This window comes from Ramlibacter sp. (assembly GCF_050250995.1).
GTDB lineage: Bacteria > Pseudomonadota > Gammaproteobacteria > Burkholderiales > Burkholderiaceae_C > Ramlibacter.
Genome location: NZ_JBFWNP010000004.1, coordinates 68,400 through 80,341 on the forward strand (window position 1 = coordinate 68,400; position 11,942 = coordinate 80,341).

The window sequence follows — 11,942 nt, forward strand, 5'->3', positions numbered from 1 at the left end:
GATGTCGAAACCCATTCAAGACGCCTACATCGTCGCCGCCACGCGCACGCCCATCGGACGTTCGCACAAGGGCTACTTCCGCAACACCCGGCCCGACGACCTGCTGGCCACCACGCTGCGCGCCGCGCTCGCGCAGGTGCCGGGGCTCGACCCTGCCGCCATCGAAGACATCGTGTGCGGCTGCGCCATCCCCGAAGCATCCCAGGGCCTCAACGTCGCGCGCATCGGCGCGGTGCTCGCGGGCCTGCCGAAGACCGTGGGCGGCATCACCGTCAACCGCTTCTGCGCCTCGGGACTCTCCGCCGTGCAGATGGCGGCCGACCGCATCCGCGTCGGCGAGGCCGACGTGATGATCGCCGCGGGCGTCGAGAGCATGAGCCTGGTGCCCATGATGGGCAATTCGCCTTCGCTGTCCCCCGCGATCTTCAGCGACCCGAACGACCTCGAAAGCTACGGCATCGCCTACGGCATGGGCCTCACCGCGGAGAAGGTCGCGCAGCAGTGGAAGGTAAGCCGCGACGCGCAGGATGAATTCGCGTATCGCTCGCACATGAAGGCCGTCGCCGCGATGAAGGCGGGCGAGTTCGCCGACGAGATCTCCCCGGTGGACGTGGCCGAGCGCGCCGTCGATCTCGACGCGGGCGAGGTCGCCGTGACGAGCCGCACCGTGAACATCGACGAGGGCGCGCGGCCCGACACCACCGTGGAAGCGCTCGCGAAGCTGCGCCCGGTCTTCGCCGCGCGCGGCAGCGTGACCGCGGGCAACAGCTCGCAGACCTCCGACGGCGCGGGTGCGCTCATCGTCGTGAGCGAGGCGGCGCTGAAGCGCTTCGGCCTCACGCCGCTCGCGCGCTTCGTCGGCTACGCAAGCCGCGGCGTGCCGCCCCACATCATGGGCATCGGACCCATCGAGGCGATCCCGGTGGCGCTGAAGAACGCCGGCCTCAAGCAGGACGATATCGACTGGATCGAGCTCAACGAAGCGTTCGCCGCGCAGTCGCTCGCGGTGATGGGGACGCTTGGCCTCGACCCCGCCAGGGTCAACCCGATGGGAGGCGCGATCGCGCTCGGCCATCCGCTGGGCGCGACGGGGGCGATCCGCTCCGCGACGGTCGTGCATGCGCTGCGCCGCAAGAATCTCAAGTACGGCATGGTCACGATGTGCGTCGGCATGGGCCAGGGCGCCGCGGGGATTTTCGAAAGGGTTTAGAAAAGCACATGCCGCATCCATTCGACGACGCCATCGCGCTCGCGCCCTCGGGCGACGACACCTTCACCGGCCGCACGAGCCCCGCGTACGCCAACTTCATCGGCCCCTACGGCGGCATCACCGCCGCGCAGGCGCTGCAGTCCGTGCTCCTGCACCCGAAGCGGCTGGGCGAGCCGGTGTCCTTCACGATCAACTACGCGGCGGCGCTGGCCGATGGCGAGTTCACCGCGAAGGCGCGCCCCGCGCGCACCAACCGCTCCACGCAGCACTGGATCGTCGAACTGCAGCAAGGCGGCGAGACGGTGGCGACGGCGACGGTGCTCACCGCCGTGCGCCGCGAGACCTGGACCGCCACCGAAGCGCAGTTGCCCGAGGTACCGCGTCCGCAGGACGTGGCACGCACGCATCGCTCGGGCGTCGAATGGCTGAACCGCTACGAGATGCGCTTCGTCGGCGGTCACATTCCGCGCGGATGGACGGGCGAGGAACATCCCGAGAGCCTGTCGCGCCTGTGGGTTCGCGACGATCCGCCGCGGCCGCTCGATTTCGCCTCCCTCGCGTCGCTCGCGGACATCTTCTTCCCCCGCATCTGGATGCGCCGCGCGAAGCAGACCTCCCTCGGCACCGTGACGATGACGGTGTATTTCCACGCCGACGGCGCGATGCTCGCCGCCAGCGGCGCGGGCTGGCTGCTCGGGCAGGTGCGCGGCCAGGGATTTCGCAACGGGTATTACGATCACACCGGGCAGTTGTGGGACGAAGGCGGCAACCTGCTTTGCACCACGCATCAGGTCATGTACTACAAGGACTAGCGATGAAGAATCCCGTAGCCCTCGTCGTCGGCGCCGGTGACGCCACCGGCGGCGCGATCGCACGCCGCTTCGCGCGCGAGGGCTACACCGTCTGCGCCACGCGTCGCCACCTCGACAAGCTGCAGCCGCTCATCGACCGCCTCGCGGCCGAAGGCGGCCAGGCCCACGGTTTCGCCAGCGATGCACGCAAGGAGGACGAAGTCGTCGCCCTCGTCGAGAAGATCGAGAGCGAGATCGGCCCCATCGAGGTCTTCGTCTTCAACATCGGCGCGAACGTGCGCACGAGCCTTCTCGAGGAAACGGCGCAGCGCTACTTCAAGATCTGGGAAATGGCGTGTTTCGGCGCCTTCCTGAATGCGCGCGAAGTCGGCAAGCGCATGGTGGCGCGCGGGAAGGGCACGATGCTCTTCACCGGCGCGACGGCGTCGATGCGCGGCTCGGCGAACTTCGCCGCCTTCGCCGGCGCCAAGCATGCGCTGCGCGCGCTGGCGCAATCCGCCGCGCGGGAGCTCGGCCCGCGCGGCATCCATGTCGCGCACATCGTGGTCGACGCCGCCATCGATACCGAGTTCATCCGCACCACCTTCCCCGAGCGCTACGCGCTGAAGGACAACGACGGCATCGTCGACCCCGAGCATCTCGCCGACAATTACTGGATGCTCCACAAGCAGCCGCGCGACGCGTGGACGCACGAGCTCGACCTGCGACCCTGGACGGAGAAGTTCTGATGACCAAGGCATTCGATTTCTGGTTCGACGTCGGCAGCCCTGCCGCCTACCTCGCCTGGACGCAGGTCCCGGCGATCGCGCGCGAGACCGGCGCGACGGTGAACTACAAGCCCTTCCTCCTCGGCGGCGTCTTTCAGGCCATCGGCAACAAGTCGCCGATGGAAGTCCCCGCCAAGGGCCGCTATGTGCTCGCCGACTTCGAGCGCCATGCGCGCCACTACGGCGTACCCTTCAAAGCCAACCCGAACTTCCCGATCAGCACGCTGATGCTGATGCGCGGCGCGACCGGGCTGCAGATGCGCGACGCGGACAAGATGATTCCGTACGTCGACGCCGTCTACCGCGCGTTCTGGGCCGAGGGCCGCAACATGAGCGACCCCACGGTTGTGGGCGAGGTGCTGCAGGCCGTCGGCTTCGATGCGGGCGAGATCCTGCAACTCACCGCCGATGCCGAGGTGAAGGAGCGGCTGAAATCCGACACGCAGGCCGCCGTCGCGCGCGGCGTTTTCGGCGCACCCACCTTCTTCGTCGGCGACGACATGTACTGGGGCCAGGACCGCCTCGACTTCCTCCGGAGAGCATTGCAGGCATGAGCGACATCCTCACCCACACCGAAGCGGGCGTGACCACGGTCACGCTCAACCGGCTCGAGCGCAAGAACTCGCTCACCGTCGCGATGTACGCGCAGCTTGCGGAGGCGCTCGCGCGGGCGAAGGCCGACGCCTCGGTACGCGTGCTGCTGCTGCAGGGCCACGAGACCGTGTTCTCCGCCGGCAACGACCTCAACGATTTCCTGAAGGGCGACATCGGCGGCGACGATCCGCCGGTGTTCCGCTTCCTGCGCGGCATCGCGTCCTTTCCCAAGCCCATCGTCGCGGCCGTGTGCGGCCCCGCGGTGGGCGTGGGCACGACGATGCTGCTGCACTGCGACCTCGTCTATGCCGGCGACAACGCGGCGTTCTCGCTGCCCTTCGTGAACCTCGGCCTGTGCCCCGAGGCGGCGTCGAGCCTGCTGCTGCCGCAGATGTTCGGCTACCACCGCGCGGCCGAGGCGCTGCTGCTCGGCGAGCCCTTCCTGGCCGAAGCCGCGCTCGAGGTCGGCCTCGTCAATCGCGTGCTGCCGCCGATGGAGGCGAACGCCTACGCGCAGCAGGTCGCGCGCAAGCTCGCGGCCAAGCCGGCATCGAGCCTGGCCGAAACCAAGCGGCTGATGAAGAAGGGCCAGCACGAACTCGTGCTGCGGCAGATGGACGAGGAAGGCGCCTCGTTCCACCGCATGCTGCGCGAGCCGGCCGCGAAGGAAGCCTTCGGCGCGTTCCTCGAGAAGCGGCGGCCGGACTTCTCCGGGGTCTGACCTTCGGGCTGCGACTTCGGTCTCCCCGGCTCGCCTTCGCGGCGATCGGGGACTAGTCTTTGCACACGACGGACGCGACCCGCATGTCGCCAAGGAGTGTGAACATGGCCTACCCGACGCTTCGCGCCTTCGCGCTGCCCCGCATCCTCCACGTGGCCGTCGCCTTGTCGGCGGCGGTCCTCGCCACCGCGGTCGCCGCGGCCGTGATCGGCCTCGACGCACCCGTGGCGCAAGTCCCCGGCCAGCCGGGCGAACGCATCTACCAGCGCGACAGCGTCACGTGGCGCCTGCAGGACGGCGAATGCCGCAACGACATCCTCGTCGATGCGCTCGCCGAGGAAGGCAAGGAAGGCGACCACAAGGCCGCCGTGATGGAGCAGGGCGGGCGCAAGTGGGCGGCTTGCTGGGCCTACGACATCGATTCGGACGTGATCGTGGTGGACCTGTCCGGCGGGCGCGGCTTCATGCCGTACGAGTGGTTCGTCGAACGCTAGCGGGTCGAGACCATGCGCCCAAGTTCGAGGCACAGGCGGCCGTCTTCCGCCGCCAGTTCGTCGAGGACCGTGAAGTGGTCGTGGCCCCCGAGCAGCATGCACGGCGCGCCGATGGCCGCCGCATAGTCGCGCGATTGCCGGATCAGCTCGGGAAGCTCCCGCGCGCCCACCGCCACCGTCAGGGAATGCGGGCGTGCGCGCACATCGTTCATCGGGCTGAAGCGCGCCACGTCGTCCGGCGTGAGCGCGAGTTTTTCGTTCAGGTAGCACAGCCGGATCGGCTCCAGCTCGAACAGGCCGCTGATCGCGATGCCGCCGATCACGCCCGGCGCGTCCTGCGCCATGCACAGCAGCTGCCCGCCCGCCGAGTGGCCCGCGAGCACGATCCGGTCGGCGTCGAATCCGAGGTTCGCGGCGTTCGCCCGCAGCCATTCGAGCGCGGATCGCACCTCGCCCACCATGTCCGCGAGACGCCCTTCGGGCGCGACGGTGTACTCGACGAGCGCGACCGCGAAGCCTTGCGCGTGCGGCCCCTTCGCCACGAAGCCGACCGAGCGCTTGTCGCCGCCTTGCCAGTAGCCGCCGTGGATGAAGACGAGCAGCGGCGCATTCGGCTCGCGCGCCGCAATGAAGTCGAGCGTCCGCCGCGGACGCTCGCCATAGCGCAGGTCGAACCGGGTTCGAAGCGCGTCATGGACCGCGGTCGACCGCCGCAGCCAGTCCTTCATGATCGCGCCGAACGCCGGCACGGCCGCCTGGTTGTTGTAGGCCGCGTCGAGCGCGGCCCGGTCCATGTCGCGATACACGGCGATCGATGGTTCGTCAGTCGTGCGCGTAGATGTCGACGTCCTTCGTCTCGCGCACGAAGAGCATGCCGATCACGAAGGTGCCCGCGGCGACGATCACCGGATACCAGAGCCCGTAGAAGATGTCGCCCGTGGCGGCCACCATCGCGAACGCCGTGGTCGGCAGCAGCCCGCCGAACCAGCCGTTGCCGATGTGATACGGCAGGCTCATCGACGTGTAGCGGATGCGCGTGGGGAACAGCTCGACCAGCATCGCCGCGATCGGGCCGTACACCATCGTGACCAGGATCACGAGGTACACGAGGATCGCGAGGACCATGACCTTGTTCATCTTCGCCGGGTCGGCGGCCTGCGTGAGTCCGGCGGCCTTGGCGGCGTCGGTGACCATCTTGCGATAGTCGGCGACGGCCTTGGCGCTGTCGGGCGCGAAGCCGTTGCGCGCGTCGTTCAGGTTCGCGACCGGGGCGGGCATCACCTTGTCGCCGATGGTGATGGTGGCGGGGCCGGTGCCTGCCTTCTTCTCGTACGGGATGTACTGCGTGGCGAGCGAGCGCTTGGCGATGTCGCACGAGGTGCGGAAATCGATCTCGCGCGCGATCGGGCTGCCCTGGAACGAGCACTCGTTGGGGTCGGCCGTCACGGTCACCTTGGTCTTTTGCTGCGCTTCCGCGAGCGCGGGGTTCGCGTACTTCAGCAGCATCGGGAACACCGTGAAGTAGGTGATCGCGGCGAGCAGGCAGCCGGCCATGATGATCGGCTTGCGGCCGATCTTGTCGGAGAGCGATCCGAAGACGATGAAGAACGGCGTGCCGATGAGCAGCGATGCGGCGATCAGCAGGTTGGCCGTCGTCACGTCGACCTTGGCGATGCTCGTCATGAAGAAGAGCGCGTAGAACTGGCCCGTGTACCAGACCACGGCCTGGCCGGCGGTGAGGCCGAGCAGGGCGAGGATCACGACCTTCAGGTTCTTCCACTCGCCGAACGATTCGGCCAGCGGCGCCTTCGACGTCTTGCCTTCGGCCTTCATCTTCTGGAAGGCGGGCGATTCGTTGAGCGACAGGCGGATCCACACCGAGATGCCGAGCAGCAGGATCGACAGCAGGAACGGAATGCGCCAGCCCCAGTCGCCGAAGTCCTTCTCGCCCATCGCATTGCGCACGCCGAGGATGACGAGCAGCGACAGGAACAGGCCGAGCGTGGCGGTGGTCTGGATCCACGCCGTGTAGGCGCCGCGTTTGCCGTGCGGGGCATGCTCCGCGACGTAGGTCGCCGCGCCGCCGTACTCGCCACCGAGCGCGAGGCCCTGCAGCATGCGCAGCGCGATCAGGATCACCGGCGCGGCGATGCCGATCGAGGCGTAGGAGGGCAGCAGGCCCACGATGAAGGTGGACGCGCCCATGATCAGGATGGTGACCAGGAACGTGTACTTGCGCCCGATCATGTCGCCGAGCCGGCCGAACACGATGGCGCCGAAGGGCCGCACGAGGAAGCCGGCGGCGAACGCGAGCAGGGCGAAGATGTAGGCCGACGTCGGATCGAGCCCCGAGAAGAACTGCCGCGCGATGATCGCGGCGAGCGAGCCGTACAGGTAGAAGTCGTACCACTCGAAGACCGTGCCGAGCGAGGAGGCGAAGATGACTTTCTTCTCCTCCTTGGTCATCGGCGCGGCGGCGGCGCCGGGCATTGCGCCGGCAGTCGATGCGTTGGCCATGCTGTCTCCTCTTTCTGAATTGCAGCAGGCGAAGTCTTGGCGTCGGCACTGACGCTGGCCTGACGCGCGAATGCCGCCCGGCGCGATTCCTCTCAGGGCATTCCCGCGTGGATGGAATGCGATTCGGTCAGCGCCGCGTCAGTCGACGGGCGTTGCATACAGACGCGGGAGCGCGAGGATCGGCGCCGCATCGCCCCGCTGCGTGCGCGGGTCGGCGAGAATCGTTCGATGCCAGCGAACGATCTGCAAGCCTTCGCCATTGCGGCCATGCGCGCGCGCGGACTGCGCCCCCAATTCTTGCGCGAGGCACTGGCGCAGGCCGACGCCGCGACGCCGACGAACGAAGCGCCGGCCGACGTGCGCGATCTGCGCGAACTGCACTGGTTCTCGATCGACAACGACGAGTCGTTGGATCTCGATCAGCTGAGCGTGGCCGAAGCGATGCCCGATGGGCAGACGCGGCTGCGGGTCGCGGTGGCGGATGTCGATGCGCGGGTGCCGGCGGGCAGCGCCATCGACGAGCACGCGGCCGCGAACACGACGTCGGTCTACGCGGCTTCGGGCGTCTTCCCCATGCTGCCGGAGCGTCTTTCCAACGATCTCACGTCCCTGAACGAAGGGTGCGAGCGGCTCGCGGTGGTCGTGGACATGGTCGTGAGTCCCGAGGGCGAAGTGCGCGAGGCGCAGCTCTATCGCGGGCTCGTCGTCAATCGCGCGAAGCTCGCTTACGGGCCCGTGTCGGCATGGCTCGATGGCGATGGCGCCGCGCCGGCGGCCGTCGAGCGCAGCGCCGCGCTCGAAGCGCAGGTGCGCCTGCACGACGACGTCGCCGCGCGGCTGCGCGAGAAGCGGCAAAGCCGCGGCGCGCTCGAGGTCAAGACCGTGTCGGGCCGGCCCGTGTTCGACGCGAACGGCGTGCTCGTCGACATCGCGCCCGACGAGAAGAACCGCGCGAAGGAATTGATCGCCGATCTGATGATTGCCGCGAACTCGGCCACGGCCCGGTACCTGGTGCAACGGCGATCCCCGTCGCTGCGGCGCGTGCTCGAAGCGCCCCGGCGTTGGGATCGGATGGTGACGCTCGCCGCGACGCACGGCTACGCCTTGCCGGCGCAAGCCGACCCCGTGGCGCTCGACGACTTTCTCCGGGAGCGGCGGGTGGCGGATCCGTCCGCGTTCGGCGATCTCTCGCTGGCGATCGTCAAGATGCTCGGGCCGGGCGAATACGCCGCCGCCGCGCCCGGCGAGCCCTCGATCGGCCACTTCGGCCTGGCGGTGAGCGACTACACGCACTCGACGGCGCCGAACCGGCGCTACACCGATCTGGTCACGCAGCGGCTCATCAAGGCGGCCATCGCGGGCGCCGCGCCGCCCTACGACGTGGATGCGCTCGCGGCGATCGCGCGCCATTGCACGCTGCAGGAAGACAATGCCGCGAAGGTGGAGCGGCAGGTGTTGAAGGCCGCGGCCGCCTTGCTTCTCGCCCCGCGAATCGGCGAGGCTTTCGATGCGCTCGTGACAGGCGCGAAAGCGGCGGCGACCTATGTGCGCATCGCGCGCCCCCTGGTCGAGGGGCGGTTGGTGCGCGGTTTCGAAGGCGCGGACGTGGGCGATGCCTTGCGCGTGCGTCTCGTGGGCGTGGATGCGGCGCAGGGCTTCATCGATTTCGAGCGGGCATGACGCGGCCGCCGGGCAATGCGCTCGCCTTGCCCGAGCCTGGCGCAGCTACTTCGAAGCCTTGCCCATCTTGCCCTCCAGCACCGCCGCGAGGTGCTGCTTCGCTTCGGCCAGTTGCGCCTTGTCCGCGTCATGCACCTTGCGGAAGAAAGCGGCGCATTCCGGCGACTGCGCCGCTTCGGCGTCCTTGATGTATTGGTCGTACGCGATCAAGGCCTGGGCCTTGTTCTGCATCAGCGTGATCCAGTCGTAGGCGAGGTCGCTGAGCGGATGCGGGTCCGAAGTTTTTTCCTGCATGGCACCTTCCTGTTTCAATGTGATTCGATGGATTCAGGATAGGCCAATCCGCGCGGCCGGTGTGGCTCGACAGCGGACGAAAAATGAATCCGCGAACCATCCTCAACGGTCGCGTATCGCTATCATGGACCGCATGGCCTACATGCTGCTCATCGTCGAGGATCCCAGCCAGCGCGCCACGCGCACGGAAGCCGAGGGGCACGAGGTGTACGCGCGCATGGTCCGCTTCGCGGGCGAACTCAAGGACAAGGGCCTGCTGCTGGGCGTGGAGTCGCTCGCGTCCCAGCGCGATGCGGCGCGCGTGCAGGTGCGGGAGAAGCGCGCCACGATCCACGACGGTCCCTTCGCCGAGGCGAAGGAGATGATCGGCGGCTTCTTCCTCGTCGACTGCAAGTCGCGCGACGAAGCCGTGGCGATCGCCAAGGCCTGCCCCGCGGCCGAATGGGCGACCGTCGAAGTGCGCCAAACCGGGCCCTGCTACACCTGAACGCGAGGTTCGCGCTGGGGCATGTCGATTCCGCGCCGGCTCGTTCGTCGTGGAAACAGAGGCGCCGTCATCCCGCGACGCCCGCCAGGAGAAACCCCATGAGATTCATGATCATCGTCAAGGCCACGCCCGACTCCGAGGCCGGCCGCTGGCCACCCGACAGCGACAGGATGTTCGAGGCCATGCGCATCTACCACGAGGACCTCGCGAAGGCGGGCGTCCTGCTCGACGGCTCGGGCCTGCACCCGAGCAGCAAGGGCTGGCGCATCCGCTACGACGGCGACAGGCGCACGGTCGTCGACGGGCCGTTCACCGAGAGCAAGGAATTGATCGCGGGCTACACGCTCATCCAGACCCGCAGCCGCGAAGAAGCGCTGGAGTGGACGCGGCGCTTCCCGAACCCCGTCGGTTTCGACAAACCGGCCGAGATCGAGGTGCGGCAGCTCTACGAGATGAGCGACTTCGAAGGGATCGCCTCGCACGAGGAGATCGAGAAGTTCCGCGACATGGGCATGAAGTAAACCGTCATCGAAACAGAGGAGCACACCATGGGACGCATGATTTTCGTCAATCTTCCGGTCAAGGACCTGCCGCGCAGCATGTCCTTCTTTTCCGCGCTCGGCTTCGAGTTCAATCCGCAGTTCACGAACGACAAGGCCGCGTGCATGGTCATCACCGAGGACCACAACTACGCCATGCTGCTGAGCGAACCGTTCTTCCAGGGTTTCATCAAGAAGCCGATCGCCGACGCGAGCAAGGCCACCGAGGTGCTCATCTGCCTGTCGTGCGAGAGCCGCGAGGAGGTGGATGAGCTCGTGGCGAAGGCGCTCGCCGCCGGCGGCACGGCGCCGAACCCGAAGCAGGACCACGGCTTCATGTATTCGCACGGCTTCGAGGACCCGGACGGCCATGTCTGGGAAGTGATGTGGATGGACCCGAAGGCGGTGCAGCCGGGCTGATCCCGGGGCCGCCGCCGTGCATTCGGCCGTCCACGAGGCGATCGCCGCCGTCTGGCGCATCGAGTCCGCGAAGGTGATCGCCACCGTCGCGCGGATGGTGCGCGACGTGGGGCTGGCGGAAGAACTGGCGCAGGACGCGCTGGTGGCGGCGCTGGAGCACTGGCCGCGCGAAGGCGTGCCCCTCAATCCCGGCGCCTGGCTCACGGCCACGGCGAAGAACCGCGCGCTCGACCATCTGCGGCACCTGCGCATGCAGGCGGAAAAGCTCGAGGAAATCGGCCACGACCTGGAAGCACGGGAGGCGCACATCGTGCCGGATTTCGTGGATGCGCTCGACGCCGCGCGGCAGGACGAGATCGGCGACGATCTGCTGCGCCTGATCTTCACCGCCTGCCATCCCGTCCTCTCCACGGACGCGCGCGCGGCGCTGACCCTGAAACTGCTCGGCGGCCTGACCACGCACGAGATCGCGCGCGCCTTTCTCGTGCCCGAGCCCACCGTCGCGCAGCGCATCGTGCGGGCGAAGAAGACGCTGGCCGAGGCGAAGGTGCCCTACGAAGTGCCGCGCGGCGAGGCGCTGTCGCAGCGGCTCGCCTCGGTGCTGGAAGTGATCTACCTCGTGTTCAACGAGGGCTATACCGCGACCTCGGGCGAGGACTGGATGCGACCCGCGCTCGCCCAGGAGGCCGTACGGCTTGGCCGCGTGCTGGCGCAGCTCGCACCGAACGAGCCGGAGGCGCAGGGCCTGGTCGCGCTCATGGAATTGCAGTCGTCGCGCATGGGCGCCCGCACGGATGCGCAGGGCCGCCCGGTGCTGCTGGCGGACCAGGACCGCGGACGCTGGGACCACCTGCTCATCCGGCGCGGCCTGGCGGCGCTGGAGCGCGCGGACGCCGCGACGAACGCACCGGGACCGTATCACCTGCAGGCCGCCATCGCGGCGTGCCATGCCCGGGCGGGCTCCGTGGAGGCGACCGACTGGGGGCGCATCGCGGACCTGTATGCGCAGCTTGCCGCGATGTCGGGCTCGCCGGTCGTCCAGCTCAACCGCGCCGTCGCGGTGTCCATGGCCGAGGGTCCCGAGGCCGGGTTGGCGATCGTCGACGGTCTGCTGCACGAGAAGTCGCTCGCCGGCTACCACCTGTTGCCGAGCGTGCGCGCCGATTTCCTGTCGCGCATGGGACGCACCGAGGAGGCGCGCGCGGAGTTCCTGCGCGCCGCCGCACTGGCCACGAACGCGCGCGAGAAGGAACTGCTGAGGCAGCGCGCGGGCTGACAGGCGTCCGGGCGCGTCCGGGCGCATCGGCGACGCACATCGCATGCGAATGCGCGTGAATCCGTCACTTCGCGCGGATGAGTTGACGCGATGTCGGTGTCGTCCTACGCCGCAAAGGGAAGCGCCGCCAC

14 protein-coding genes are annotated in these 11,942 nt (G+C 68.5%); 11 read left to right on the top strand and 3 right to left on the bottom strand.

The genetic code is table 11. The annotated features are described in order from the left end of the window. The first annotated feature begins 1 nt into the window (after position 1). From AB7E83_RS05665 to AB7E83_RS05690, 6 genes are all read left to right on the top strand, one after another. Entirely contained in the window at positions 2-1,210 is a 1,209-nt protein-coding gene (locus AB7E83_RS05665) for an acetyl-CoA C-acyltransferase (RefSeq protein WP_428566319.1), read from the top strand. Between the two features lie 8 nt (positions 1,211-1,218). Continuing rightward, the gene (locus AB7E83_RS05670; protein WP_428566322.1) at positions 1,219-2,022 is read left to right on the top strand and encodes an acyl-CoA thioesterase; all 804 of its coding nucleotides are present in this window, start codon (positions 1,219-1,221) and stop codon (positions 2,020-2,022) included. A 2-nt stretch (positions 2,023-2,024) separates the two neighbouring features. After that, a complete protein-coding gene (locus AB7E83_RS05675; RefSeq protein WP_428566324.1) occupies positions 2,025-2,750 on the top strand; it encodes an SDR family oxidoreductase in 726 nt (241 codons plus the stop codon). After that, a complete protein-coding gene (locus tag AB7E83_RS05680) occupies positions 2,750-3,343 on the top strand; it encodes a 2-hydroxychromene-2-carboxylate isomerase (protein WP_428566327.1) in 594 nt (197 codons plus the stop codon). Before AB7E83_RS05675 ends, AB7E83_RS05680 begins: the two co-directional genes overlap by 1 nt. After that, on the top strand, positions 3,340-4,104 hold the full coding sequence (locus AB7E83_RS05685) for an enoyl-CoA hydratase (protein WP_428566330.1): 765 nt from the start codon (positions 3,340-3,342) through the stop codon (positions 4,102-4,104). The genes AB7E83_RS05680 and AB7E83_RS05685 overlap by 4 nt, the downstream gene beginning before the upstream one ends. 104 nt (positions 4,105-4,208) lie before the next feature. Continuing rightward, entirely contained in the window at positions 4,209-4,598 is a 390-nt protein-coding gene (locus AB7E83_RS05690) for a hypothetical protein (RefSeq protein ID WP_428566333.1), read from the top strand. Here AB7E83_RS05690 and AB7E83_RS05695 read toward each other — a convergent pair. Beyond that, complete coding sequence (locus AB7E83_RS05695) at positions 4,595-5,404, bottom strand: alpha/beta hydrolase (RefSeq protein ID WP_428566336.1); 810 nt, start codon at positions 5,402-5,404, stop codon at positions 4,595-4,597. The genes AB7E83_RS05690 and AB7E83_RS05695 overlap by 4 nt on opposite strands. A gap of 16 nt (positions 5,405-5,420) precedes the next feature. Further along, entirely contained in the window at positions 5,421-7,115 is a 1,695-nt protein-coding gene (locus AB7E83_RS05700; protein WP_428566339.1) for an MFS transporter, read from the bottom strand. A 228-nt stretch (positions 7,116-7,343) separates the two neighbouring features. Here AB7E83_RS05700 and AB7E83_RS05705 point away from each other — a divergent pair, with 228 nt between their 5' ends. Beyond that, on the top strand, positions 7,344-8,795 hold the full coding sequence (locus tag AB7E83_RS05705; RefSeq protein WP_428566342.1) for an RNB domain-containing ribonuclease: 1,452 nt from the start codon (positions 7,344-7,346) through the stop codon (positions 8,793-8,795). A gap of 45 nt (positions 8,796-8,840) precedes the next feature. Here AB7E83_RS05705 and AB7E83_RS05710 read toward each other — a convergent pair whose 3' ends face one another. Further along, entirely contained in the window at positions 8,841-9,089 is a 249-nt protein-coding gene (locus AB7E83_RS05710; RefSeq protein ID WP_428566345.1) for a hypothetical protein, read from the bottom strand. A 133-nt stretch (positions 9,090-9,222) separates the two neighbouring features. Between AB7E83_RS05710 and AB7E83_RS05715 the strand changes: the two genes are divergently transcribed. From AB7E83_RS05715 to AB7E83_RS05730, 4 genes are all read left to right on the top strand, one after another. After that, the gene (locus tag AB7E83_RS05715; protein ID WP_428566347.1) at positions 9,223-9,576 is read left to right on the top strand and encodes a YciI family protein; all 354 of its coding nucleotides are present in this window, start codon (positions 9,223-9,225) and stop codon (positions 9,574-9,576) included. A gap of 98 nt (positions 9,577-9,674) precedes the next feature. Then, positions 9,675-10,097, top strand: coding sequence for a YciI family protein (locus tag AB7E83_RS05720; RefSeq protein WP_428566350.1), 423 nt, complete (start codon positions 9,675-9,677; stop codon positions 10,095-10,097). A 27-nt stretch (positions 10,098-10,124) separates the two neighbouring features. Further along, positions 10,125-10,535, top strand: coding sequence for a VOC family protein (locus tag AB7E83_RS05725; protein ID WP_428566352.1), 411 nt, complete (start codon positions 10,125-10,127; stop codon positions 10,533-10,535). 16 nt (positions 10,536-10,551) lie between these two features. Then, positions 10,552-11,811 carry an RNA polymerase sigma factor gene (locus AB7E83_RS05730; RefSeq protein ID WP_428566355.1) on the top strand — a complete coding sequence of 420 codons (1,260 nt, stop codon included), beginning with the start codon at positions 10,552-10,554 and terminating at the stop codon, positions 11,809-11,811. The last annotated feature ends 131 nt before the right edge of the window (positions 11,812-11,942 follow it).